Below are 25,915 nucleotides of genomic sequence, written 5' to 3'. Positions count from 1 at the left end.
TCATCAATTGCCCAAACGCTTAGAGACTTTGCAAAAACGCTTTGACTCCTTGGCTGGCTAGCTCTGGCTGCTCGATGAAATAGCAATGACCACTCCCAGGAATTAACTGGAATTCTGCATGAGGCAGCAAATATGCCAGCAATCGCCCGTTGCCAATCGGTACCAAAGCATCGGCATCGCCATGTTGCACCAGCGTCGGGTGCTGAAGCTTGGGCAGGCGCTCGATTGTGCTGTGATTCATAATTGCGCTCCATTGACCCATAAAGCCATGCGCTGGGCCATGATTGCGCATCCCAACCTCGATATATTCTTCGATGACATCGGGATGGGCGGCAACAAAGGCAGGAGCAAAATTAAAGCGCACGCTATCTTGCATCACTTGCTCGGCACTTTTTTGGGTTCCACTGAGCATCAATTCCAACACCCAAGCCTCTGGGGCAAGGTTGCTCGCTTCGGCGTGAAACTCGGCGGGCAGCGTTGGAATGTTGCTTGGGTCGTTGGTGTAATGTGAGAGCGTGCAACCCAATACCAAGCCTTGCACCCGTTCAGGGTAATTCAGCGCCACATGTTGGGCAATCATGCCTCCCATTGAAACGCCCCAAACGTGGGCGCGCTCGATGCCAAGATGATCAAGCAAGCCAATTGCATCGGCAGCGAAATGCTCCATGCTGTAGGCGGTGAAATCGGTTGGGGCAGTGGTTTGACCGACCCCACGATTATCATAATAAATTACTTGAAAATGGTCAGTTAAGAATGGCAACTCTTTGCGCCAGCCATCGAGCGTGCCGCCCAACCCCATAATTAACAGTAAGGGTGCGCCGGTTCCTGCGACTTCATAATTGAGCGTAATGCCATTAATTGCAGCCTGTGGCATGCCAAGATACCTCCAAAAATTCACTAAGCCATTGAGCGTTCCATGATGATCCGTAGCCAAGCCAATAAGCCAAATTCAATTGCCGTCATGACGCAGGCAACCATGGCTGGGCGAGCCAGTTGAGTCAAACGCACAACCGTATTTTCGCTGCGGGTAATCATCGCAATAATCATAATATTGACGATAAACATCACGCTGAGAATGCCCACCGTGCTGAAGATTGCCAAGGGATAGGCGATAAACGGCGAGGCCAGTTGGGTCAGCACAAACAGACAAACCGCCACCGCCACCAAAATCGCGTAATCGCGCCAACCGCCAATAATGCGTTGGTCGGTGCGGGCGTTGGCACGCACGCTAATGTTGAAGGCAAATAAAATCATCGTGCCCATGCTAATGCCCATCGCCAAGCCAGAAAGAATCCGCAAGATTGGCTGCGGCGTGTAGAGATTGTAGTTGCCAATATCAAGCAGCAGCGAGTTAAAGCCATCGCTGCCCATCCAGCCGACGCTCAAAATCAGCACGATCCCAATCGCCAAGGGTGGCAATTTGGCGGCGCGGCCACGGCCCATGGCAACCAGCGTGATGATTGTCGCCAAGAAACCGCTATATAAGCCAGTGTTGCGCTGACAGAGCGGCATCATCGTGCCGCCGAGGCTGAGCGTATGTTCCTTGGAGCAAACGCCATGCACCACCCAGCTGAGTTTTTCGGTGAAACCGCCTGGAATCAAAAACAGGCCAGCGATGGTCAAGGTCAACAATACGCCGAGCAAGCCCCACAAAGCTGGGCGTTCGTCGCGCTCTGGCAGCGGTTTGGGCTTCCGCGCCTCTTGCACAATGACTTCGCGCTCGGCTTTGTGGGCTTCAACTTGTTGCTTGGCCTTTTCAAGCACTAAACGATTGAGATCACGTTCATTCATGATCGGGCTTACTCCTGCTACTTGGGGGTTGGTTTCAGCGCTTAGGGTTGCCCAAAATCGCTGATCAGCTTATTGGCTTGCGAGCGGCTGATGGCTCCGACATGGATTTTTTGCACCAGCCCATCGCGATCGATAAAATAGGTTGTGGGCAGATAATTGACATTAAAGGCTTTGCTAATGCTGCCATCGCGATCGAGTGGCAATACATAGCTTACCCCAACTTCGCTGGCAAAACGCTGCACAACCTCGGCATTTTCATCTTTGTTCACACCAATAAAGACCACATCTTGGCGTTCGCGGGCAATTGCTTCGAAATCGGGCATTTCGGTGCGACATGGCACGCAGGTCGTTTGCCAAAAATTGAGCACCACGACTTTGCCGCGAAAATCGCTGAGCGTGACTTTTTTGCCTGCTTGCTCATAGCTCAGCTCGGGAATTTGCTCGCCAATTTGCACTGTGCCTTCGGCCAAACTTAAATTTTGGGCGAGGCTTACGGCTGAGGCTGGCAGGCTTTGTGCTGTGGAGTTGGTTTGACTGGCACATGCAGCCAGCAAGCATAGAATTAATCCAAATGAGGCTAATCGGCCTAGCATGGTTAAACTCCTTGATTTGGGCTAGGTTGGGAGTGAAGTGACGCACGTATTTGGGTCTCATTAAACGGATAGTACCAAAATTGGGCTGCAATTTGCAGCACAGGTATCTTATACTTATAGCGCTCATACACCGTTATCTCATCGAGAATATTGATACAGACCAGCCGAGCCTGAAACTCGTGAGCTAGTGGTTCTAGCCAATGCTCGGCTTCGTCGCATAAATGACACCCTGGACGCATATAAAGCTGCCAATCCATAATAACCCTCCTAGCATGCTATTGTACCGCGTCCACGATCAACGAGTGTATTATTTTGGAAGGAGCTTGCTCATGCCCCCGATTGACGTTCGTGGTCGTAGTTTGATGTACGATGATACTGGTGATGGCGAGGTCGTGCTGTGTATTCATGGCTTCCCGTTCAACCGCTCGATGTGGGATGAAGCCCGCATGGCTTTAGCCAGCCGCTATCGAGTGCTTAGCCCCGACCTGCGTGGCTTTGGCGAATCAAGTGGCAGCGATAGTTGGACGCTCGACGATCAGGCCAACGATTTGATCGAATTGTTGGATCGCTTGGGCATCGATCGCGCTGCGGTGCTGGGCTTATCGATGGGTGGCTATATTGCGTTGAATTTGGCGCGGCGCTATCCCGAACATTTGTGGGCAATGGTGTTGATTGATACCAAAGCCACATCCGATAACTACGAAGCCAAGCAAAATCGGCTTAAAACTGCTGAGACCGCTCTCCGCGAAGGCGCTGCACCGATTGCCGCCCAAATGTTGCCTAAATTGCTCAGCCCAGCCAACGCCGAAGATCAGCGTTTGGTTGAACGCCTCAACAGTATGATGCTGACGACCAATCCAAAAACGATTGCCAACGCCGCCCATGCGATGGCTAGTCGCCCCGACTCAACCCAATATCTTTCGACGATGGCGATGCCAAGCTTGGTGATTGTTGGCAATGACGACCAAATTACCACGCCCCACGATGCCCATGCGATGGTCAATGCCTTGCCTCACGCCAGTTTGGTCACAATTCCCAATGCTGGGCATATGAGCGTGCTGGAGCAACCAGAAATTGCCTATGGCGCGATTCGGGCCTTTTTGGAGCAAGCCCAAAATGCTTGATTGGCAATTTGCTTAGAGCTATAATCAACAAATTGGATTATAGCTATCTAAGGAGTTGTGCTCATGGATTTGGGCAAGCTATCGCGCCGCCAATTTTTAGGGGCCTCTGGCATTCTGACGGTAGGGTTGTTAGCTGGTTGCGGGGCCGAAGAAACGCTTCTGCCTGCGGCAACGACTGAGCCAGTTGAATTTAACGCCGATAGTGCATTCCAACTGCTCAAAGATGGCAATGCCCGTTTTGTCGCCAATCGCACGATTGATCCCAACCAAGATGCCAAGCGCCGCAGCACCACGGCCAAAGGCCAAAAACCGTTTGCCACCATTGTTGGCTGCGTCGATTCACGGGTTGGGCCAGAAGTGGTGTTCGATCGCGGCATTGGCGATTTGTTGGTGGTGCGTACGGCGGGCCATGTGATTGATGCAGTTGAAATTGGCAGCATCGAGTTTGGGGTTGCCGAGTTGGGCACGCCGCTGGTGCTGGTGTTGGGCCATGAAAAATGTGGCGCAGTCAATGCCACGATCGAATCGATCGAAAGCAACACTCCAGCCCCCGACCAAATTGTTTCGATTGTGGAGCATATTCGGCCAGCGTATGATGCAGTTACAGCCACAGAGCAAGAACCAAGTGATTTGCTGGATGCGGTTGTGCGCGAAAATACCAAATTGACTGTTGCTGCCCTGAAAGCAGCGCCGTTGTTGGCAGAGCTTGAAGCAGCTGGCAAAGTACGCATTATCGGCGGCTACTATAGCCTTGATAGCGGCACAGTCGAGTTTTTCTAGGAATTAAGATTCCCTCACCCTAACTTCTCTCCCACGCGGCGGGCGAGGGGCTTTAATCCTCTGGTTTTGTCGCAATTTGTTGGTAAAAACCACGGTGCTCCCCGTTTCCAATAGGCTTTCGGTGGTAGGAGTCAAGATTCCCTCACCCCAACCCCTCTCCCATCTGATGGGCGAGGGGCTTTAATATTGTGGTTCTGCCTCAAATTGTTGGTAAAAACGGTGCTCCCCCTCGCCCGCGTTCAGTGGGAGAGGGGTTGGGGTGAGGGGGTTTGACCACCGCGCTTTACTAAAAATCTACTCTTGGAAGGAGATGTGGTTGCGGGCTGAGGGAACGCCTCAATCAACCCATAGTCTTTAGATATACATCTTGGGTAGCGGAACCATAACGGTGTTGGAGCCACCGCTTGCTATGCTGGTAGCAATGCTGCTTTGCATACAAGGAAGGGTTTTCCCATGGCTCCACCAGTTGTTTTACCTGATCTGCAAACATTAACCGTTGATGCGGCGGCGGCGCTGGCCTTTTTGCTTGCTGGCAACGCCCGCTTTGTCGCCAACCATCCCCTCGATCCCCATCACGATAGCCTCTACCGCCAACAATTAACCCAAGCCCAACATCCGTTTGCCATGATCCTCGGCTGCGTCGATTCGCGGGTGATTCCTGAATTGTTGTTTGATTGTGGCTTTGGCGATTTGTTGGTGATTCGCACCGCGGGCCATGCGATCGATGAAGTGACGGTTGGCAGCATCGAATTTGGTGCTGATGTGTTGGAGATTCCGTTGCTGGTGGTGCTTGGTCATGAGCATTGTGGTGCGGTCAAAGCAACAATATCGATGCTTGATAAGCAGCAGACTGCGCCTGATCGGATTGCCGTCTTAGTTGATCATCTGCGGCCAGCAGTTGCTGAAATTGATAGTCATGATCCGAATCGTTTGGATGCGGCGATTCGGGCAAATGTGCTGCATACAGTGCTGGAGTTGCAGCAGATTCCATTATTGGCCCAACGTGAGCACGCTGGGTTGCTGCGAATTGTGGGAGCCTACTACAGTTTGGTCAGTGGCGTAGTCGAATTACTGACTACGCCACATGATTACGTTAAGCGAAATTAATTTAGAAGAGGCATTATAAAAAGCTTAATACAAAAATCAACTGTGCTTGAACTAAGGATTTCCCTACAGCCAGCACAGTTGAGTTTTTCTTGATTTTAAATTAAGATCGAATTTTCAATATTTGATCCATCTTAGGGGATTGCTTTAATCCCAACTTTATTACCCCAAATACTGACTTCTGTGGTGGTAATACTTTGAAAATACGACCCTGTATAGGTTCTTTTGTCATATTTAAGAGTAGTATGACCTGGGCCATTACCTGGACTTTGGCATTCTGCATAGATTTGTGATGGGTTGATTTGAGTGGTTACCACAAAATCAGTAAGGATGCACTCATGATAGACAATGCCGTTCCAGGGCACGACTACATTTGTAGTCGCTGAAGCAGGTTGTACAATAACCAACATCAAAGAAAACATAAACCCAACGGCAAGAACCTTCCGCCATAATTTACTCATTCTTTGAATCCTTTCCTATATTACTCAAGTACAATCATTTGTAAATATACATTAATAGTAAAAAACCTGCAAATTTTTGTTGGAAGGCTCCTTGATTCGAAGAATCAAGGAGCCTTTGAATTAGTGATTAAATGATTTAAGAATGCTAGATTTTATATAAATGATTCATTATTTTTCTTCGATCGTGACGGTCAAAATTGCATCGCCAGGTGCGCCGCCCATATCTGGATCGCGAGGGCTGATTTGATCAACCACATCTTGGCCAGCGGTAACTTGGCCGAAGATCGTATAGGCATCGGGGGTTAAATGCATTGCTGGAGCCAAGGTGATGAAAAATTGTGAGCCATTGCTATTTGGTTGACCAGTATTAGCCATTGCCAAAACCCCAGGTTTATCGAAGAGCAAATTACTAGTGGTATCATTATACTCATTGCCAAAATTGTAGCCTGGGCCACCCATACCCGTGCCGGTTGGATCGCCACCTTGCGCCATAAAGCCAGGAATCACGCGGTGGAAGGTCACGTTATCGTAGAAACCTTCGCGGGCCAAAAACACAAAGTTATTGACTGTGCGTGGCGCATTTTTGGTATTGAGTTCAATCACAATATCGCCTTTTTGGGTTTTGAGCGTGGCGATATATTGCTTATTGACATCAATCGTCATGGCTGGCTCGCTGGCATATTGCTTGGACGAACCTGGATTTGGATTGCTGCCAGTGTCGTTTGGAGCCGAAGTTGGTCGGCCAGTGCTGGCCTCGGTTGGGGCAACTTCGGCAGTTGGTGCGCTGGTCGGGCGTGGTTCGAGCGTTGGCATTGCGGTTGATTCAGCAGAACCACAGGCGGCTAATACAAGCGCTAAAAGCGCAATCGTGGTTGTTCGGCGCATTGGTTTGATACTCCTCACAGGACATAAAAAATTCACCGTGGGATTATAGCACGGGAGCGAGAACAAAGAACAAAGAGCACAGAACATAGAGCATAGAGCATAGAGCATAGAGCATAGGGTTGAAACCGCGAAGAGCGCGAATTAGGCTATAGGCTTTTGGCTATGGGCTATTGTTTGAAACTCCACAAAACGTTCCGATAGCCTAGAGCCTTCAGCCTCGCACCCTCTGCGCCTCTGCGTTAAATTCCCACCCCCTCGCCCCTGAATCCTGATCCCTCGCCCCTTCATCCTTTCTGAGTTTTGCCTTCTGATTTCAGCCTTTTCCCTTCATCCCTCATAATTCATCCTTCATAATTCGCTACTCCCCCTTGGCAAACACCCCGTCGAGGTGAGCGGCATCGTTGACCCGCAAAACGCGCCATTCATCGCCGTGGGCCACAATTTCGACGAACGCGCCGTTATCGAGCCATAAACGGCCAAAATGGCGGAGTGGTGCTGCCAACAGATGGCAAACCAAGGCTCGAATCGCCCCGCCATGCGAAACTGCGACCACGGTTTGGCCACGATGATTGGCAACAAAATGATCGAAGGCGTTGGCCATGCGCTGTTGCAATTCAGCATACGATTCGCCATTGAGCCGTTGGGTGCTGTCAGGGTTGAGTTTGATTAATTGCATATGATCGGGAAAGAGATTGTGCAATTCTTCTGGCGTGTGGCCAGCCCAATCACCATCGTTAATCTCGCGTAAATCGCTCAAGGCTTGCGGAGCCAGCCCAATGTGTGCGCCAATGATGCTGGCAGTTTCCCAAGCCCGGGCAATATCGCTGGCATAAAGCTGATCAATTGTTAATGTGGCGAGCCGTTGAGCGGCGCGTAACGCTTGTTCGCGTCCACGTGCATTCAAGGGAATGGGCAAATGGCCTTGATAACGACGTTCAGCATTCCAGGCTGTTTCACCATGACGAACCACGATCAACCGCATAAGACGACCTCGCTTGACACTAATGCTAGGCTATTGTATCAAAGCCAAAACTTGGCTTCGTTGTCAAATCAATCTCTCCTCGCTATAATACGCCCTAAAGCGATAACTTTGCATTTTTTAGTAACCCACACTTCGTGGGGGAGGCGAGCCGAATGTCTCAAGTTGCCTTAACACCACGTTCTCAGCCAACGACTGTTTGGCAGTTACGGCGCAAAAAAGTCCCCGATCAACTTTCGTTGCCTGCTGACTACGTTCCAACTGACTACACCTCCTTGCCAACCCCCGAAGAACCAAAAAAAGGTGGCGGGCTTGGGATGATTTTGGTCGGCCTTGTGCTGATCTTGGTGCTTGGCGCTGTGGCCTATGGCGTGATTAGCCAAGGTGGTGACGAAGAAATTGTGCCTACCCCCGTGGCCGAAACCACCCTCGACATTGAGCGCGCCAGCATGATTGTAAGCGATGGCAAATTAACGGCTCAAATCAACATTGCCACAGATGCCCCTGACAATAGCCAAGTGGGAGCGATCTTATTGGAAGATGGCCGGCCATTTGAGTTTTTTGATACCTCTGCCATGACCACGACCGTGGCCGCTGGCAAAGCTCGGTTAACCATTCCCGAAATCGAAGACCACGAAGATGGCCGCAAATCATCGGAATATACTGTCCAAGTGACGGTTGCCAACGCTGAGGGTGCAGTTTTGGCCACCGCCAACGAACCAATTGAAATTAAGGGCGATGCCCTCGATCGCTTCTTGGGCGATGCTGCGGTAACTCCCGTCGATGTTACGCCAACAGTTGAGTCAACTGAACCAGTTTCCGGAACCGTCGTGCCAACCCCTGCTGATGGTGCTACGCCAGTAACCCAAGTTACCCCACCAGTCGAACCAACTGCTGTTGCTGGTGGCGTGCCAGTGCCATTGGATAATGTTGTAATTAGCCGCCCAGGCATTATTTACACCACCCCATATGGCCCAGCCAACCAACGTGGCAACGTGACCGCTGGCGAAATTGCGCGGATCGTGGTCAAAATGCCAGTCAACGGCGAAGTTTGGTACTTGGTGGCAATTAGCCAAAGTGGCCAATCGGGCTGGCTCAATAGCAGCACGATCGATTTGCCAGCTAGCGAAGTCAACAAAATTACTCCAGTCAGTGGCGATGCACCATTTGCCGTGACCTTCAATGGTGGCAATGTGCGCTCAGCACCTGGTGCCGCGGTTGTCACGACGGTCGATGCAGGTGTGAACCTGACTTTGACTGGTCGCAGCAGCGATAGTGCTTGGTTCAAAATCAAGCTTCCCGATGGCAGCGAAGGATGGGTCGTTGGTCAGATCTTGACTATCAACCCTGCGGTACTAAATACCATCCCTGTAGCGCCATAAAAAACAGGACTAAGCATCCTTGACTCAGCAAAAACCCGTGGGATACAATAGTCTCACGGGTTTTGCCATGGTTGCCGTATCTGTCTTGGAGGTTAAAAGTATGGATGAACAGCAAAAAACACCGATCAGCGGTTCCATGCAACGAGCGGTGCGCGGTGATAAAAACCCACTCGATGCGGTTGAACAAGAATTACGCAGCAGTGTCTTTGGCCAAAATCGGGCGATCGAAAGCTTAATTCGGGCCTTAAATCGCGCCCGCTTTGGCTTTAGCGCTGGTAGCCAGCAACGCCCACGGGCAACTTTGCTTTTTCTGGGGCCAACTGGCGTTGGTAAAAGTGAATGCGCCAAGCGTTTAGCTGCATTTTTGCATCCGCAAGGCGGTGGTTTCCTCAAGCTCGATTGTTCGCTGTTTAGCCAAGGCCACGAAGTTTCAGCCTTGCTTGGTGCTCCTCCCTCCTACGTCGGACGCGATCAGAAGCCATTGCTCGACCCCGATTTAATCGAGCAAGAAAATGCTGTGATCTTGTTTGACGAAATTGAAAAAGCAACGTCTGAGCTGTGGAATTTGTTGTTGCAAATTATGGAAGATGGCGAGATTACTTTGCTCAACGGTGGGCGCAAAGTTTCGTTCCAACGCGCTATTGTTATTATGACTACGAATGTTGGCGCTCAGGAAATGGCAAATTATGTCTCGCAACGCACGATTGGCTTCCGCACGCCTAATCGGGTCGTCGAATCAACCGGCCAACAAATTTACCAAATCGGTTTCGAATCGCTGCAAAAGGTGTTTAGCCCTGAATGGATCAACCGGATCGATGAAATTATCGCCTTCCGCCCATTGAGCAGCGATACCTTGCGCCAAGTGCTCGATCGCATGGTTGCTGAATCGAATGATCAATATCGCCGCCATGGGGTTGAAATTAGCCTCAACGAAGAAGCACGCGATTATATTTTGCGCCGTGGTTTCGACCCACGCTTTGGGGCACGCCCATTGCGCTCGCGCTTGATGAAGGATATTGATGCCCCATTGGCCGACTTGTTGGCTTCGGGCGGGATTCCAAATGGCGCGAAAGTGCAAATCGTGGTCTCCGAAGAAGAAGCCAAAGATGGCAACAACCTCGATTTCTTCTATGAGCCTGATGCCACTTTGGCCGCATTTGCCGCCGATTATGCAGCCCAACAGCAGCAAGCACCACCATCGGTACGCGAAGTCGCTGGGCCACCATCTCACACTCCAGGCCCTTCGATTGCCCGCTCAACCGAAAATAACAATCGGCGCTAAGGTTCCCTTACCCCAACCCCTCTCCCGCCTAGCGAGAGAGGGGCTTTTGTTTTATGGTTTTTACATGATTTGTGGTGAAAACGAAGCTCCCCCTCGCCCGCATTCAGTGAGCGAGGGGGCTGGGGGTGAGGGATCTTAAAAGCGTTGGCTGGCGCTTTGCTCAGCAGTTTGGTCACGCAATTTGACATAACTTTGATGGCGAGCGGCGCTAATTTGACTACCCTCAACCGCTGTCAAGACTGCGCAGTCTGGCTCGTGGGTATGAGTGCAATCGCTAAATTCACACTGGTCGATAAAGGGTCGGAATTCGCGGAAGCACCATTCGAGTTCGTCTGGCTCCATTTGATATAAGCCAAGCTCACGAATCCCAGGTGTATCGGCCACGAAACCGCCAGCATGCAAGGGCACCAATTCGCCAGCAACGGTGGTGTGCTGGCCTTTATTGACCGCATCGCTCACATCGCCAGTGCGCAAATTCAGGCCTGGCTGAATGGCATTGAGCAAACTCGATTTACCAACGCCTGAGGGGCCAGTAAAGGCCGAAATTTTATTATGAATTGCTTCTTGAACTTGCTCGATGCCTTGGCCAGTAGCGACGCTGGTATAAAACACTGGGTAGCCAATTTGCTCGTAGATGTTGAAAACCTCTTGTTTGCTCTCGCTGGCTAAATCGCATTTATTGGCAATAATCGCCACATCGAGATTGTTGGCCTCGGCAATGACCAAAAAGCGATCGATCATGCGCACATGTGGCTCAGGGTGAGCAACAGCAAAGGTAATTAACACAATATCGAGGTTGGCGACAATCACTTGTTCAAAGCGGGCACCTTTGATTGCGGTTCGCGCGAGCTTGCTGCGCCGTGGATAAATCTCTTCGACAGCGCCCTCGCCTGGCATGGTTTGGGTGATGCGCACATAATCGCCGAGCGTTGCGAGATCGCTATATTGTTTGGTTTTTTTGAGCCGCCCGCGCAGGGTGCAGCGCAAGGTCTCACCGGTTTCGTCGAGTTTTACCCAGAAAAAGCCACTTTGGGCCCGCATGATTGTTCCGTTCATTCACGCTCCTTCAATGCTTTGTTCAGTAGTTTGGTCATGGTTGTGCTCCATATAATCGGTGTCTTCGTCCATAAAATCTTCGTCGGCCAACGAGCGGCCTGTGAGGGTCATAAAAACGTCTTCCATGGTGGCGTTGGGCTTGCCGATTTGCTGGCCGATGCTGGTTTTAAGTCCTTGCGGCGTATCCAAGGCCACAATTTTGCCAGCATCGATAATCGCAATGCGGTCGCAAAGCCGATCGGCTTCGTCCATATCGTGGGTCGTCAAAAAGACGGTTGTGTTTGATTCGTCGCGTAAACGACGCACAAAGCGTTGCACATCCGAGCGCGAACGGGGATCAAGCCCTGTGGTTGGCTCATCGAGCAGCAAAAGCCGTGGTTTGGTGAGCAAGCCACGGGCGATGGCAACTTTTTGCTGCATGCCGCGTGACATATTTTCTAGCGGCTCATATAAGCGTTTTTCTTTCAAGCCGAGCGCTGCCAAAATGCGCACCGATTCAGTGCGGGCATAGGCTGGCTTGAGATCGTACAAACGGGCGGCGTACATTAAGTTTTCTAAGGCGCTCAACTTCTTAAAAAACGCAGCCTCGACACTAACCCGATTGATTAAGCGTTTGACTGCTTTCTCATCGGTGCGTACATCGAGGCCAAACACCTGAATCTGGCCAGCATCGGGAATCAGCAAGGTTGAGATCAAGCGAATCAAGGTTGATTTGCCTGAACCATTGGCCCCGAGCAAGCCAAAAATTTCGCCTTCGGCCACAGCGAGGCTGATATGGTCAACCGCAACGACCGGAGGCTTAGGGTTGGGACGAGGGCGACGAGTGAGCCAATGTTTGACCTCACTCGTGCCGAATTGTTTATAGATATTTGCCACCACTAAAGCAGATGCTTGCTGCATTGTTGTACTCCATCCAATGGTTGCACGAACCGGTCAACTGCTAGGGCTGCTAGCAATTCCATGATATGCGATAGATGGGATCGATCAACACTCGCTCGTCGTTGAGGAGAATTATCGACGTTTGCTGGCGTGGTCGTCGCTGACATGCAATTCCAAGCGCCGGAAGCCAAGTTGATCGAAGGCCAAGTCGACCAAACGGCCAATGCGGCTGGTTTGGTCTTGATCTGGCTCGTGGGGCAACTCAGCATACGCCCGTTTCATGGCGTTGGTTTTGGGCTTGGGCTTTTCTACACACAGGACGGTTCCATCGCGGTCGAGCATTAACACTAGGAGCCTCCTAAACAAACGTAATAGACCATGAGTATCTTGCTTGAAAGAATGCTCACGGCCCATCATAGAAAGGCAGGTCCACAGCCGCAGAAAACAAGAGCCGTGAGCGTTGTTAGAATCACGCCCACGGCCCTCGGTGCTTATTAGCGTATCGCTTTAGGAGAGAAGCACGAGGTAGATGGGCGCATGGGTACCTGCATCACTTGCAGTGCGCAGTTGGTTGTTGATCAAGTTGATCATCATGCAGCCTCCATCTAAGAAAATAGCAGAATTGATTTCGAACAGGCCTAGAATAGCATAGCCGCTTGCAGGCCGTCAAGTAGCGATCTCTCAGTCTTTAGGCGGATTATCAAACTAGGACTCTTGGGGGAGCTAGCAATCGTTCGGATTACCCAAAAATATGGTAGCATAGCCTTAATCGCGATCTCAAAGGATACCCCATGGATCACTGGCAAACCTTACACTCGGCAACTCGGCTTGGCGTGCTTGATGCCCCGTACCCTTTACGCTATTTAAGCACCGACGATGGGGTTGATTTGGGTCGGCTTGTGCATGCCGCTGGCCTACCGCTCCCCAACGAGCCTACGCCAACCCTCTCGGCCTGCATCGATTGGGCCTTTGCTGCTTTACAAGGCGAGTATGGCCGCTTACTCGATGCCTGCTCATTTGTGATCGAAACTCGCAGCGGTTTGCTGGGCGCAATTGTCGTGGTCAAACAGGCCAATACCGTCGAAATTCTCCAGTTGGCGGTTGATCAGGCCTTTCAGCAGCAACAATTTGAGCAAGCCTTGCTCAGCACAGCCCTCAATGGCTTAGCCCAAGCGCGCTATCCACGGGTCCAAGTTCGCGTGCTCGCCAATAGTTCACAGGCCCACTTTTTTACCAATCACGGTTTCATGCTAGCAGAGGACGTGAACGATGCATCCACTTCAAACCACGATTGATCAGTATGCAGCCCAATTTGATCGTCGGCGCATGACGATTTTAGCTGCCCACGTCGAAGAAGACAATGGCACGGTGCTCCGTGGTCGGGTGTTGGATCGGAGCCAGCATACGGCGCTTTTGGCCTTGTTGCCGAATGTGCGCGATGAGTTGATTGTGCTGCGCGAGCAGCCCGAACACGGCTTTGCAACGGTTGGGTTTGGGGTGTTGGATGTGCGCTGGCAGGCCACCCGCGATTCAGAATTGGTCACCGAGGCCAGTTTTGGCGAAGGCTTAGAGGTGATCGCCCATGATCAACAATGGTTAAACGTCATCACCAGCGATGGTTATCTTGGTTGGGTACATCGCAACGGCGTTGTGCTCCACGAGCAGCCAAGCGATTATCGCAACGCTGCCACTCACGTTATTACCAGCCGCTGGCTGCCATTGTTTGGCTTAGAAGGCGAGCAAATTGGCTTGTTGCCATGGGGCATTCGGCTTAAAATTGATGAATTTCGCGATGGCAAAGCCTTTATAAGCACCCCTGCTGGCGTGCCTGGCTGGCTCGAAGCCGATTCATTAACGCCAGTCGATGATTTTTCTGCTGATCAATCGGGAATCGACGATATGCTGCGGGCAGTTCGCCAATTGATCGGCGTGCCCTATCTTTGGGGAGGCACAACCAGCTTTGGCTTCGATTGCTCTGGCTTGGCGCAGGCGGCTTACCGTTGGCTGGGCGTGCAATTGCCCCGTGATGCCGATCAGCAATCGCAAATTGGCCATTTGATCAGCCGTGAAGAGGTTGGTGCTGGCGATTTGCTGTTTTGGGGCGTGCTGCGCAACATCGAAGATTATCGCCACGAACGGATTAACCACGTCTCGATTGCGCTTGACAACGAGTGGATGATCCATGCCAATCAACGCAATTGGAGCATTTCGCTTGATCGAATTGATGAAGTGCATCAGCAGGTCTATCAGGCTCAAGGCAACCCTGGTTTGGTCGTTATTCGGCGGATTCGCGAGGAGCAATAGCCATGGAATGGGCGCTTTATCCGGTTGAACTTCGTTTACGCAACACCTTTCGGATTGCCCACGGTGCTAGTACCACCCGTCATAATGTGCTGTTGAATTTGGATGATGGCTGGGGCGAAGCCGCTGCGGTGGCCTACCACGGCGAGACTGCCGCCAAAATTCAGGCTTGGCTCGAACGCTATCGCGCCACAATCACCAGCAGCTATGATCCAGCAGCAATTAGCTGGCTGTTGGGCAAGCTTGATTTTGAAAGTCGGGCTGCCCGCGCTGCCGTGGATTTGGCCTTACATGATCGTTTGGGCCAGCAACTTGGCGTGCCCTTGCGCCACCTCTTGGGCTTGAATGGCTTGGAATTACCCCAAACCTCAGTCACCTTGCCAATAGAAGAGGCCGAAGCCTTGCGTCAACAAGCCTTGGCCGTGGCCCACTATCCCATTCTCAAGGTAAAGTTGGGCGGGCCTGCCGATTTGGCCAGCGTGGCGATTATTCGCGAAGCTGCGCCCAATAGCCGCTTGCGGGTTGATGCCAATGCTGGTTGGAGCCGCGAAACTGCTGCCACGTTGATTCCAGCTTTGGCCGATTTAGGCGTTGAGTTAATTGAGCAACCATTGGCAGTTGATGATTTTGATGGCTATGCTCAGCTCAAAGCTGCCAACTATGGCGTGCCAATTTTTGCCGACGAGCCAATTAAAACTGCTGCTGATGTGGCGCGTTGGGCCAGCCTGGTTGATGGCGTGAACCTCAAGCTCATGAAAACTGGCGGCATTGTCGGCGCACAAGCAGCGATTGCTACCGCCCGCGCCCATGGCTTGCAGCTGATGCTTGGCTGTATGATTGAAAGCAGCATCGGGGTTTCTGCGGCATGTGCCTTGGCTGGGTTGGTCGATTTCGTTGACCTTGATGGGCCATTGTTGATTGCCAATGATCTGGCAACTGGCTTAAGCTTTGAAACTGCCAGCATTCAACCCTCAGCAGCGCCAGGCTTAGGCGTGCAAATCGATTGGCCAGCGCTCAACGCTGCTCGGCTTGAAACACGCTAGCATACAGCCTACACCGCCTAGAGAAGCGCTTTTAGGCTCGTACTGCTGGCGAGTTGGCAATAGTACAGGGTATGCGTTGCTAGACTTGTGTACCTACTGTACAATACGCATCGTAGTAGCTTCGGAAGGAGACCACGCATGGCGTTTATCGGGCGTGCGTTACGCATTAACCTCGACACAGCCAGTACTTCCACGTTTGACATCCCATCGCCAATTCGCGAGCTATATTTGGGTGGACGTGGGCTGACAGCGGGCTTGATGTATCATTTTGTTCCCCCCGATACAGCAGTTCGCTCTCCTGATAATCCTTTGTTACTGGCTCCTGGGGTGTTGGCTGGCACTCCGGCCTACGCTACTGGCGGCTTTGTCGCGACCACTCGTTCTCCCATCACTGGCAATTTGATTCATAGTTGGGCGGTTGGCGATTGGGGCGCGGCGCTCAAACGGGCTGGCTTCGATGCAATTTGGGTGGTTGGTCAAGCAACTGCTTGGCTTTACGCCGTGATTGATAATGGCCAAGCAGAACTCTACCCCGCCAATCACCTCAATGGCCTTGACACCCAACAAATCAACGATGCCCTGATGGCCGAACATGGCGCTGATGCGCGAGTTTTGACCCTTGGTCAGGCTGGCGAAAAGATGTTGCCCTATGCTGCTTTGGTGGCCGAAGGTCGCTACATGGCCGAGCCTGCTGGCACGGGTATGGTGATGGCGCTCAAACGGCTCAAGGCGATTGTGGTGCGTGGCACGCGCATGGTCAAGCCTGCCGATACCGCGACTTTCCTCTCAGCGTTTAAGCCAATTACCGAACGGATTGGCCGCGACCCGCTGGCAGCAGCAATTCGCGATTATGGTTCGAGCTACTACGTTGATTTGGCTGCGCATCATGGCGCAATTACTGGGCGCAATGGCCAAGATCCCGAGCCAAGCGTGATGCCAACAACTGGCGATTATGCTGGCGAGATTTATGATCGCGGTTGTCCGCGCTGCCCGCTGCCGTGTTACCACGATTTTGCCACCACCAACCAACCACGGCCTGAGCTAGAAGCAATTGTGAGCTTTGGTGCGCGCTGTGGCTTGCAAACTCCCGCCGCAATTATTGAAGCCAACCAGCGCTGTTTGCGCTATGGGCTTGATCCGAATGCAACCGCCAATGCGATTGGCTTTTTGATGGAATGTCGCCAGCGCGAATTGACCCGCCAATACGATTTGCAATGGGGCGATGAAGCGGCGATTTTGGCGGCAATTGATGCGATTGCCACCAAACAAGGCATCGGGGGCTTGCTCTCGTTGGGCGTGTACGAGATGAGCCAAGTCTTTTATGGTAGCGAGCAATTTGCCCCGCTGGCCAATAATTTGCCGCTTAGCCCGCTCGACCCACGTGCGGCTCAAGGCTGGGCCTTGCATTTGGCAACCAGCCCAATTGGCGGCGATGCCCGTGGCGCGATGCCTTGGTACGAGTGGCTGGATACGATTCCCCAATGGCTCAAGGGCAGCGACGACCATCAACCAAGCGTGGTCAATGGCAAACCTGAGCGCCTGATTTGGCACGAACGCTTTGTGGCTGGCCTCGATAGCGCCGGAGTTTGTCGGCGTTTGGCCAGCTTAGCCTACCAAATGACCCCCAAAGAACTAGCGACGATTCTGAGCGCCGATATTGGCAAGCAGGTTTCAGCAACCGATTTGGCCAAAGTTGGCGAGCGCATTATTACGGTTGAGCGTTTGTTGGCCTTGCAATGGGGCCATCACGATGAACTTAGCGCGCGCTGGCAACAACAACCATTAACCAGCGGAATCGCCGCCAATCAAATTCCCACTCTTGACACACTGCTAACGAAATATTATGCTCTTCATGGATGGGACAGTGATGGGATTCCCACAAATGCCCGTCTCGCTGAGCTAAGTATTCCCGAACCCGATACCCGACCATGGGTGACGGAATAGGTCATACCGTATTGATGGCCAAGCAAAGCGCCGCAATCAATCAACGAGAAAATCAATGTGGCTTGCAATTATTCTGACGGTATTGCCAACGCTGCTGTACGTGACCTTTTTATGGTGGCTTGATCGCTATGAAAAAGAGCCATGGCCGCTGTTGTTAGCAGTGTTTGTCTGGGGTGCGGTGCCTGCCGTGGCCCTCGCGCTGTTGGCAGAATTGCCCAATACTGCTTCTACCTTGGGCTTTGACCGTGGGAGCCAACCGGTTTGGTATGCACCCTTGGTCGAAGAACCACTCAAAGCCTTGGCATTGTTTGGCATTTATATGTTCTTTCGCTATGAGTTCGATGGTGTGCTCGATGGCATTATTTATGGCGCATTAATTGGCTTTGGCTTTGCCATGACCGAAAATGCAATTTATTTTGCCAGCCGTGGCGGCTCGATTACCTCGTTGCTTTGGCTGCGGGTGGTGCTTTTTGGCTTTAATCATGCCTTCTACACCAGCATTATTGGCGTGGCCTTGGGCATGATTCGCTATGAGCGGCGGCGTTGGGTAGTGATTGTGATGCAGCCGCTGAGCCTGGTTTTGGCGGTGGTGTTTCACGCGCTGCACAACATGACAATTAGTTATCGCTTTCCTGGCGTATTGATTGCGTGGTTGATTAGTAGCGGTGGCGTGCTGATTGTGGTCTTGGTCGCAGTTATTGCTTGGCGCAAAGAACGCTATTGGATCGATCTGGAGCTGATCGAGGAAATTCATTGTGGATTTATCGATCAAGCAACCTACCAAACTGTGCGTTCAAGCAGGCGGCGGGTGCAAAGCCAATGGCATGCCTTGTTTCGCGGTGGCTGGCGAGCACTGCAAATTGTGCGTACTCGCCATCATTTATTAACCGAATTGGCGTTTTTGAAATATCAATTGCGAATTGGCGATGTGCATTGCCGACCCGCCGATTTGTACCCCTTGCGCCGCCGTATTTTAGAGGTTCAGGAAGATTATTAGGCGCTAATCAAGGTTAATAAGCCAACTTCAGGCGTTGCGCCAAAGCGAATTGGCAAGCCCGCCAACCCGCGACTAACATACAGCCCACACTGGTCGATCATAAATCGACCGTGTGGGTATTTTTCACCCCAACGTGGCACAACCAGCGGCCCTAACCATGGTGCATTGATATGCCCAGCGTGAGCATGCCCGGAAAGTTGCAAAGCAACCTTGTGTTGGGCGGCAGTGTCGGCAAAATCGGGGCCATGCGCCAGCAAGATAATCGGGGCCGCAGGTGCATTGTGCAATGCTAGCTCCAAATCTGCGTCAGCTTGCCATGGGTCGGTTACGCCAGCAATCACGATTGCTTGCTCGCGCCAATGCACCACCCGATGTTGATTGAGCAGCACATCGACTCCAACCTTGCTGAGGGTGCGCGCAATCAGCTGCGGATCGTCCCAGTAATCGTGATTGCCAAGGCAGGCGTATACGCCTAGTGGCGCGTTGATGCCAGTCAGCATACGTTCTAACGTGCCAACATCGCTTGGCCGATTCACAAAATCACCAGTTAGTAAGATTATATCTGGCTGCCAGCGTTTGATGTTGGCTAAGGCTTGGCGTAGCACATGCTGGCTATAATTCGGCCCAAGGTGCAAATCGCTGAGCTGAGCAACTTTGAAGCCATTGAGCGCACTTGGCCAATGCGGCAAGCGCAAGGTATGGCGTTCGACTGCCAAGCGCCAAATATTGGCCACGCCTAGGCCCGCTGCTGTTGTACCTGCCGCCAACAAGCCGCCAAGCATTGGTTTGGCCCAACGTGGAGGTTGGCTGGTGAGCAAGGTTGTGGCGCTGCCCAAACCAAGCAGGCCCAAAACCCCAGCAAAATATTGCCAGCGGCGGGAATAGACCAGATGCGAAACATTGGCAATATCTTTGCTGCCGCGTGGCACTGCTTCTAAAGCGGCAAAACGATCATCAATCATCAATCATCTTTCCTTGTATGTGCGTGGGTTACGATGCACTTGCTTAAACACACTGCGGCCTGTTATACCACAGCGAGCTTAATCTGCGATGAAAAGCTACTACACGGCTTGGCGATCTCACCCTCGCGGTAGGACTAACCTAGGACTAATGGCCATGCGTTAATCCAGTTAGTGGCATAACCTATGATATACCAGCAGTGACCGCTCGAAACACCACATTCATGCCAAATTTGGAGGCGCTATGGATAGAGAACATCGTAGAGGATTATTGCCAGGTCGGCTCGTGCTAGCCCTAATCCTCGTTGTCAGTTTGCTGGGTATCGCCCAGCCTGCGCCAGCGACCCAACAAGTGTTAGTGCAGGGTGGCTCGCTCAGCCAACAAACTAGTGCAATTCAGGCAGTTGGTGGCACAATCCAACGCCAATTCAGCCGTTTTGAAACCAGTGTGGCGCATTTAACCACGCCACAAATCGAACAACTTCAAGCCCAAGGTTTGCGCGTGTTTGCCGACCAAACGGTCGAGGCCTCGGCCCAAACAACGGTTGAGCAAGCACCTGCTAGCATGGCTGGCCGTGGGCCAAAAGGCAAAACACCGCCAGCATTGCAATACCCCTCAATTGTGACTGGTGCCGATGCCTTGCAACGGCGTGGCATCGATGGCCGAGGGGTAACGGTGGCAGTAATCGATTCGGGCTTGCCTGGCATCGAACGGCCTGAACGTTGGCAACGGATCAATAACACGACCGCCCGCTACAGCCAAGGCAGCCGTTTTTTAGTCTATAAAGATATGTTGGCGACTAGCCAAATTTTCAATAGCAGCGACCCCTATGGCCATGGAACTCACGTCTTTTCCACGTTGGGCGATAATCGTGCTTTGCCACCAGAGTATGGCACTGCTAAGGTGGGGATTGCCCCAGGCGCGAATTATGTGGTTGTCCGCGCCTTAGATTCGCAAGGGAAAGCCTCGTATAGCACAATTATTGCAGCGATTGATTGGGTTATTGATAACGCCGATCAATACAACATTCGGGTGCTGAATCTTTCGTTGCAAGCAGAGGTTGTTTCGCCCTACTGGTACGACCCGATGAATCAAGCAGTGATGTATGCTTGGAACGAAGGCATTACGGTGGTTGCAGCAGCAGGCAACACCGGTTCAAATCCAGCTACGATTATGGCTCCTGCCAATGTGCCGTATATCGTCAGCGTCGGAGCAATTCGGCCAGCGATTTATAACGATAACGGCAGCGATACGATTGCAGCCTATTCATCTGCTGGTCCAACCGAAAGCCGCTTTGTTAAGCCCGATGTGGTGATTGCTGGCTCACGGGTGATTGCTCCATTACCAGCAGATAGTGTGCTTGCTAATTCTGGCGCAGCTGGTTTAGTGAGCGAACGTGCCCAACTCCAATGGGCCGACGTTAAAACGTCGCAACAACTCAATTATTATGCCTTGAGCGGTACATCGATGGCAGCCGCCGAGGTCAGCGGCATTGTCGCGCTCTTGTTGCAAGATGAACCAACCCTAACCAATAATCAAATCAAAGCGCGCTTGACTGGCACTGCACAAATCGCTACCTTGGCTGATGGCCAAGCAGCCTATAGCATGTGGCAACAAGGCGCTGGCAAGGTTATTCCAACCGCTGTGGTCGATGGCAGCAATACTGGCAGCGCCAACGCAGGCATGGATCTTACGACCGACTTGATTGTCAGCAGCAATCCTGACGATACCAGCAACCACTATCAAGGGACGACCGAATACGATTCAACCAGCAATACATTTAGCGATAGCACAGCGACCTATAGCTCAACCCTTGCCACGAGCTATAGCACGTGGGCTGGCAGTTACAGCACGTGGGCTGGCAGTTATCTGACCTGGGCAGGCAGCTACAGCACATGGGCTGGGAGTTACAGCACCTGGGCAGGCAGCTACAACACGTGGGCTGGCAGCTACAGCACATGGGCTGGCAGCTACAGCACATGGGCTGGTAGCTATAGCACCTGGGCTGGCAATAACGCCGATGCAGGAAGCCTGAACAGCACCATCAATGCAGGGAGTCTCATTAGCGACTAAATTTCAACCATTTCGAGCGGGAAGCGTGGGAGTAGCAATACTTCCACGTTTTGGCATAGCGCAATCAGCAGCGCTGACTTGTAATCACAAGTCAGCGCTGCTTTCGATTAAGGGCAGGTTTTTGCAAGAGACTTAGTAGTGTATTGGATGAGCAAAGATGGGCATGCCCTCACCCCCAGCCCCTCGCCCACTGAACGCGGGCGAGGGGAGCCGACCATTTTTCGCCAAGGAATTGCGGGAGAAGCATAAAGTTAAAGCCCCTCGCCCGCTCCCGTGGCGCGGGCGAGGGGGATTCGGTCGAGGTTAACGTGATGTACCAATACCCTTAGGGCTTAAACATACTCGCGGAGCATAGTTGGGGTATTCATTTGCTCAAATAAAATTTCGGCTCGTTCTTGATGAGCGAGTGCCACTGTGTAATCGCCGTTGAGCCGTTTGATGGTTGCGCCAATCGTCAAGCCCAGCGCCAACAAATAATTATTGTTGAGCGAGAGTTGCAGCAATTGATCAATTGCCTCGCTGGCTTGGCGGCGTTGGCCGTTGTAGGCTTGCAAATAGATTTGCAACACTTGGCTACGGAAGAGCGATTGCGGCTCATCAAGCTGGTTGGCCAGCCGAATCGCACGCTTGGCCATCCGGTTGGCGCAGGCGCGTCGGCCTTCAACAAAGGCAATTCGTCCAAGCATTTCGGCAATAATCACCCGCTTGGGATCGTAATGATGGATTTCGCAATACAATTTTTCTGCTTGCAAATAGTAGCCGCGTGCCCGTTGATAATCTTGCACATAAAACGAAATCGTGCCTTGTTGAATGAGGGCTGTCGCCATATGCAGCTTTGCGCCAATTTGGCGGGCCAGACGATAGGCCATCTGCGAGAAGCGCAAGGCATCGTTGAGCGAGCCAAGCATCATCATACAATGCGAACGGTTGTTAATGGCCAGAATCTGGCCATTCAAATCGCCAATTGCTTGGGTTGTTTCGAGGCTTTGTTCGTAGTAACTCGCGGCTGCATGCCAATCGGCAAGCTCCATCGCAATTACCCCAAGGTTGTTGAGCGCCCGACTCATGGCTGGTAAATCGCCAAGATAGCGGCTCACCGCCAAACTTTGGTTGACCAAGGCTTGTGCGCCTTTGAGATTGCCACGCTGCCAAAAGATGCCCGCTAGCCGATTGGCCGCCAAAGCTTGCAAGCCGTGGTGGTTATTCAGCTCGCTGATGGTGAGGGCGTTGTTGAGCAAACGCTCTGCTTGGTCTAAATGGCCACGGTGGAAGGCAATCCAGCCTGCATCACAATCGATGCGGGCGTGATCGAGCAATGCGCCATCGGCCAAAACCAAGCGTGCTTGCTCCAAATGCTGCATAGCTTCGTCGTAGTTGCCTTGCTTTTCGTAGGTGGCGGCAAGTTGACGTAAAATCGTGGCATGGGTGGCTTCGTTTTCTGGCGTAGGCTGAATCATGCCAAGCGCTTGTTGATAGGCGACGCGTGCTTCATCGTAGCGCCCAACAAAGCTCAAAATATCGCCGCGCCCGTGAAATAGGCTTGTGCCATGCTCGGGAACTGGTGGCTCAAGTGCGCTGAGCAATGGCAACGCTTGATCATACAAACGCAGCGCATCATCATTGGCAAAGCGGCTGGCAGCGCGTTGGGCCGCCAACAGCAAATATTCCAAGGCTTTGTGAGTCAATTGCGAATGGCTAAAGTGATAGGCCAAAGCATCGATATAGAGTTCTGGATGCTCACCAGCTTGGGCTTCGAGCGCTTGTGCCACCTCGCCGTGCAAGGTATGGCGTTGCTGTTGCAGCAGGCTTGCATAAATCGTTTCTTGTAAGAGCAAATGGCTAAATGACCAATCGTCGTGATGATTGGCGATTGGCTGCACAAACCCACGTTGTTGCAATTGCTGAAGATGCTCGCTGATTGGCTGTTCTGGCCGCAGTTGGCTGAGCAATTGCTGGCTAAAGCGGCGGCCAATCACCGAGGCAATCGCCAAGCTCAACGCCAAATCGGTTGGTAAACGATCATAGCGCGAGCGCATCAACGCTTGCAGCGAAAGCGGCATTGTGGGCATTTGCAGGCTATCGCTGCTTTGGGCTTGAATATCGAGGCCAGCATGCAAGGCATGGCGGGCTAATTCTTCCAAATAAAAGGGCACCCCATCTGCTTGGCGCACCAAATGCTCAATCATCACTGCTGAGGCTTGGGGCAGAATTTGCTTAATCAAAGCTTCGGCTGCTTCTGTGCTGAGCGAATTGAGTTCAAGCACGAGGCCGCGTTGTCGAGCCTGCGCCAAAATTCGGTTGAAGGTTTGGCGAATTTGTGGGGTTTCGTCGTCGCGGGCCACCAAATAGAGCAAGAGCGATGATGCATCGAAGGTTTCGGCAATAAACTCCAACAGCTCCAGCGACAAATCATCGGCCCATTGCACATCGTCGATCACAATCGCCATTGATTGTTGGCGCGTGCAAGCAACCAGCAATTCGCGAATTGCCAAGAACACATGGCGCTTCAATTGGGCTGCATCAAGGTGCTGCACCCGTTCAGCCAAACTTTGATCAATAAAATCGAGCGAGAGCAAATATTCGATGTAAGGCATTAAATCGAGCGGCATATTGCCCAATTCATGAATCAGCAATTGAATTTTATGATGCATGGTGGCGGCAGAATCGGCATGATCAATTTGAAATAATTGGCGAATCAAACCCAAAAAGGCGCTGTAGGGTACAATGCGCGTGGCGCTACTACAATCATTGACCAGCACTTTCACATCGCGGCTGTGCAAATGTTGAATAATCTCGCCAGTCAGGCGTGTTTTGCCAACGCCAGCCCTGCCAGTCAGGCCAATCACCCCGCCCATGCCGTTGTGCAAGAGTTCGGTCGCGCCGATCAAATTGTGTAATTCGGCATCGCGTCCAATCAAGGGTAAAGCAAAACTTCCGTCAATCACCGTTTGCGATAACTGCTTGCCTGCAAGCATCGCCGCCGTGATCGGTTGCTCAAAGCCTTTGAGTGAAACCGTATGTTGCTCACTAAAGACAAAATTCTGCTGCAAATTTTGGGCTAAATCATCATCGACCATAATCGTGCCAGCATCGGTCACTTGTTGGAGCCGTGCTGCCAAATTTACTGGCCCGCCAATAACGGTTAAATCGCTGTAGCGGTCGGAGCCAAGCAAGCCAGCAATCACCTCGCCGCTGGCCAAGCCAACCCGAATTTGAAATTGAACGCCTGCATGAGCAATTGTTTCGTTGTAGGCTGCCAATTCTTCAAACATTGCCAAAGCTGCGTAGGCAGCTTGGGCGGCGTGCGCTTCGAGTGCGACGGGCATGCCAAAAACCGCCATCAAGCCATCACCGGTAAATTTATCGATCGTTCCTTCAAAGCGGCGCACCGTTTCGCCCAAGCGACGCAAGCATGGGTCGAGCAAACTATACATATGCTCAGCGCCCAGCCGATTGGTAAGGTTGGTGTAGTTGCACACATCGGCAAATAAAATTGTTACTACGCGGCGAGTTGTGGCAGCAGGAATATACTCGATTAACGCAGTAGCACAGGTGCCGCAAAAGCGAAAACCTGGTGGATTAGCCGCGCCACAACTAAAACAGTGCAGCGGCAATGGGCTGGCACAATTGCCACAAAAGCGCGCGCTAGGCGGGTTTTCGGCAAAATTGCAGGTTGAGCAGCACGTAGTTGTTTGAACTGTCATAAACCGATTGGTGCTCCATGCGAAACGATAATTTAGCCTATAGCAAAAATTCGGCCAGCAGAATGGAGATGAAGGATGAATTATAAAGGATGAAGGGGAAGTCAAAAGTCAAAAGTCAGAAGTCAAAAGTCAAAAAGAACATAGAAATCAGGGTTAAGGGGTCAGGGATCGATGACGAAGCTATAGGCTATCTGTAAATGGTTCATTGGCTTGACAACCAAGTGCATGCCCTCACCCCCAGCCCCTCTCCCACTGAACGCGGGCGAGGGGAGCACTAATTCAGCGGTTCCTCCTCGCTCGCGTGCGGGAGAGGGGGAATCGTCGTTAACGCAATGTACCAATACAGCTATCGGCTATCGGAATATTGTTCGTGCAATTCGTGCAATTCGTGGCTAAAAAGTTGGGAATCGGGGATTGGAACCGCGAAGAGCGCGAAGGACGCGAAGAATAATGCTGGGGGAATAGGAAACATAGCAACAATCCAACGCGTGAATATTAGGGGGTGTCGGGGGATGAAAACCCCTGACGTTTCCCGCTGGGACGGAAGGGTGGCGAAACGATTGTTTGTGTATCGGGG

At 52.0% G+C, this 25,915-nt stretch carries 23 protein-coding genes; 11 read left to right on the top strand and 12 right to left on the bottom strand.

All coding sequences use genetic code 11. The annotated features are described in order from the left end of the window. Window positions 1–19: 19 nt before the first annotated feature. The 4 genes from JOD20_RS22075 to JOD20_RS22060 are packed head-to-tail and all read right to left on the bottom strand — an operon-like array spanning window position 20 to window position 2,641. Window positions 20–874 carry an alpha/beta fold hydrolase gene (locus JOD20_RS22075; RefSeq protein WP_204757352.1) on the bottom strand — a complete coding sequence of 285 codons (855 nt, stop codon included), beginning with the start codon at window positions 872–874 and terminating at the stop codon, window positions 20–22. A gap of 23 nt (window positions 875–897) precedes the next feature. Beyond that, a complete protein-coding gene (locus JOD20_RS22070) occupies window positions 898–1,791 on the bottom strand; it encodes a DUF2085 domain-containing protein (RefSeq protein WP_204757351.1) in 894 nt (297 codons plus the stop codon). A gap of 41 nt (window positions 1,792–1,832) precedes the next feature. After that, the gene (locus tag JOD20_RS22065) at window positions 1,833–2,384 is read right to left on the bottom strand and encodes a TlpA disulfide reductase family protein (RefSeq protein WP_204757350.1); all 552 of its coding nucleotides are present in this window, start codon (window positions 2,382–2,384) and stop codon (window positions 1,833–1,835) included. A gap of 2 nt (window positions 2,385–2,386) precedes the next feature. After that, window positions 2,387–2,641 carry a glutaredoxin family protein gene (locus JOD20_RS22060; protein WP_204757349.1) on the bottom strand — a complete coding sequence of 85 codons (255 nt, stop codon included), beginning with the start codon at window positions 2,639–2,641 and terminating at the stop codon, window positions 2,387–2,389. 72 nt (window positions 2,642–2,713) lie between these two features. Between JOD20_RS22060 and JOD20_RS22055 the strand changes: the two genes are divergently transcribed. The 3 genes from JOD20_RS22055 (at window position 2,714) to JOD20_RS22045 (ending at window position 5,395) form a co-directional block, all read left to right on the top strand. Beyond that, window positions 2,714–3,508, top strand: coding sequence for an alpha/beta fold hydrolase (locus JOD20_RS22055; protein WP_204757348.1), 795 nt, complete (start codon window positions 2,714–2,716; stop codon window positions 3,506–3,508). Between the two features lie 63 nt (window positions 3,509–3,571). Then, entirely contained in the window at window positions 3,572–4,288 is a 717-nt protein-coding gene (locus tag JOD20_RS22050) for a carbonic anhydrase (RefSeq protein WP_204757347.1), read from the top strand. A gap of 453 nt (window positions 4,289–4,741) precedes the next feature. Continuing rightward, the gene (locus JOD20_RS22045) at window positions 4,742–5,395 is read left to right on the top strand and encodes a carbonic anhydrase (protein WP_204757346.1); all 654 of its coding nucleotides are present in this window, start codon (window positions 4,742–4,744) and stop codon (window positions 5,393–5,395) included. A 131-nt stretch (window positions 5,396–5,526) separates the two neighbouring features. Here JOD20_RS22045 and JOD20_RS22040 read toward each other — a convergent pair whose 3' ends face one another. From JOD20_RS22040 to JOD20_RS22030, 3 genes are all read right to left on the bottom strand, one after another. Next, on the bottom strand, window positions 5,527–5,853 hold the full coding sequence (locus JOD20_RS22040; RefSeq protein WP_204757345.1) for a hypothetical protein: 327 nt from the start codon (window positions 5,851–5,853) through the stop codon (window positions 5,527–5,529). Window positions 5,854–6,021: 168 nt separating this feature from the next. Further along, window positions 6,022–6,738, bottom strand: a complete 717-nt coding sequence (locus JOD20_RS22035) for a peptidylprolyl isomerase (RefSeq protein WP_275580659.1) — start codon at window positions 6,736–6,738, stop codon at window positions 6,022–6,024. A gap of 358 nt (window positions 6,739–7,096) precedes the next feature. After that, window positions 7,097–7,720, bottom strand: coding sequence for a histidine phosphatase family protein (locus tag JOD20_RS22030; RefSeq protein ID WP_204757344.1), 624 nt, complete (start codon window positions 7,718–7,720; stop codon window positions 7,097–7,099). A gap of 152 nt (window positions 7,721–7,872) precedes the next feature. On the opposite strand from JOD20_RS22030, the gene JOD20_RS22025 reads away from it, so the two are divergent. Both JOD20_RS22025 and JOD20_RS22020 read left to right on the top strand, forming a co-directional pair. Beyond that, complete coding sequence (locus JOD20_RS22025) at window positions 7,873–9,099, top strand: SH3 domain-containing protein (protein ID WP_204757343.1); 1,227 nt, start codon at window positions 7,873–7,875, stop codon at window positions 9,097–9,099. A 100-nt stretch (window positions 9,100–9,199) separates the two neighbouring features. After that, complete coding sequence (locus tag JOD20_RS22020) at window positions 9,200–10,381, top strand: AAA family ATPase (RefSeq protein WP_054536261.1); 1,182 nt, start codon at window positions 9,200–9,202, stop codon at window positions 10,379–10,381. A 135-nt stretch (window positions 10,382–10,516) separates the two neighbouring features. Here the strand turns inward: JOD20_RS22020 and rsgA are convergent, their stop codons facing one another. From rsgA to JOD20_RS22005, 3 genes are all read right to left on the bottom strand, one after another. Then, window positions 10,517–11,437 carry a ribosome small subunit-dependent GTPase A gene (gene rsgA / locus JOD20_RS22015; RefSeq protein WP_204757342.1) on the bottom strand — a complete coding sequence of 307 codons (921 nt, stop codon included), beginning with the start codon at window positions 11,435–11,437 and terminating at the stop codon, window positions 10,517–10,519. Beyond that, window positions 11,438–12,337, bottom strand: coding sequence for an ABC transporter ATP-binding protein (locus tag JOD20_RS22010; RefSeq protein WP_204757341.1), 900 nt, complete (start codon window positions 12,335–12,337; stop codon window positions 11,438–11,440). 111 nt (window positions 12,338–12,448) lie between these two features. Next, entirely contained in the window at window positions 12,449–12,664 is a 216-nt protein-coding gene (locus JOD20_RS22005) for a hypothetical protein (RefSeq protein WP_110514741.1), read from the bottom strand. 443 nt (window positions 12,665–13,107) lie between these two features. On the opposite strand from JOD20_RS22005, the gene JOD20_RS22000 reads away from it, so the two are divergent. The 5 genes from JOD20_RS22000 (at window position 13,108) to JOD20_RS21980 (ending at window position 18,601) form a co-directional block, all read left to right on the top strand. Then, on the top strand, window positions 13,108–13,611 hold the full coding sequence (locus tag JOD20_RS22000; RefSeq protein WP_204757340.1) for a GNAT family N-acetyltransferase: 504 nt from the start codon (window positions 13,108–13,110) through the stop codon (window positions 13,609–13,611). Further along, complete coding sequence (locus JOD20_RS21995; protein WP_204757339.1) at window positions 13,586–14,620, top strand: C40 family peptidase; 1,035 nt, start codon at window positions 13,586–13,588, stop codon at window positions 14,618–14,620. Before JOD20_RS22000 ends, JOD20_RS21995 begins: the two co-directional genes overlap by 26 nt. 2 nt (window positions 14,621–14,622) lie before the next feature. Continuing rightward, a complete protein-coding gene (locus JOD20_RS21990) occupies window positions 14,623–15,660 on the top strand; it encodes a dipeptide epimerase (protein ID WP_204757338.1) in 1,038 nt (345 codons plus the stop codon). Between the two features lie 138 nt (window positions 15,661–15,798). Next, on the top strand, window positions 15,799–17,604 hold the full coding sequence (locus JOD20_RS21985) for an aldehyde ferredoxin oxidoreductase family protein (protein WP_204757337.1): 1,806 nt from the start codon (window positions 15,799–15,801) through the stop codon (window positions 17,602–17,604). Window positions 17,605–17,659: 55 nt separating this feature from the next. Beyond that, window positions 17,660–18,601 carry a PrsW family intramembrane metalloprotease gene (locus JOD20_RS21980; protein ID WP_054536269.1) on the top strand — a complete coding sequence of 314 codons (942 nt, stop codon included), beginning with the start codon at window positions 17,660–17,662 and terminating at the stop codon, window positions 18,599–18,601. Here the strand turns inward: JOD20_RS21980 and JOD20_RS21975 are convergent. Further along, a complete protein-coding gene (locus JOD20_RS21975) occupies window positions 18,598–19,563 on the bottom strand; it encodes a metallophosphoesterase (protein WP_204757336.1) in 966 nt (321 codons plus the stop codon). The genes JOD20_RS21980 and JOD20_RS21975 overlap by 4 nt on opposite strands. A gap of 241 nt (window positions 19,564–19,804) precedes the next feature. Here JOD20_RS21975 and JOD20_RS21970 point away from each other — a divergent pair, with 241 nt between their 5' ends. Further along, entirely contained in the window at window positions 19,805–21,634 is a 1,830-nt protein-coding gene (locus JOD20_RS21970) for a S8 family peptidase (RefSeq protein WP_204757335.1), read from the top strand. 332 nt (window positions 21,635–21,966) lie between these two features. On the opposite strand, the gene JOD20_RS21965 is transcribed toward JOD20_RS21970, so the two are convergent. Continuing rightward, the gene (locus JOD20_RS21965) at window positions 21,967–25,338 is read right to left on the bottom strand and encodes an ATP-binding protein (RefSeq protein ID WP_204757334.1); all 3,372 of its coding nucleotides are present in this window, start codon (window positions 25,336–25,338) and stop codon (window positions 21,967–21,969) included. Window positions 25,339–25,915: the final 577 nt, after the last annotated feature.

The organism is Herpetosiphon giganteus, from assembly GCF_016907925.1.
In the GTDB taxonomy this organism is placed as follows: domain Bacteria; phylum Chloroflexota; class Chloroflexia; order Chloroflexales; family Herpetosiphonaceae; genus Herpetosiphon; species Herpetosiphon giganteus.
The sequence above is the reverse complement of the archived record's forward strand: the minus strand, read 5'-3'. Positions and strand labels throughout refer to the sequence as shown.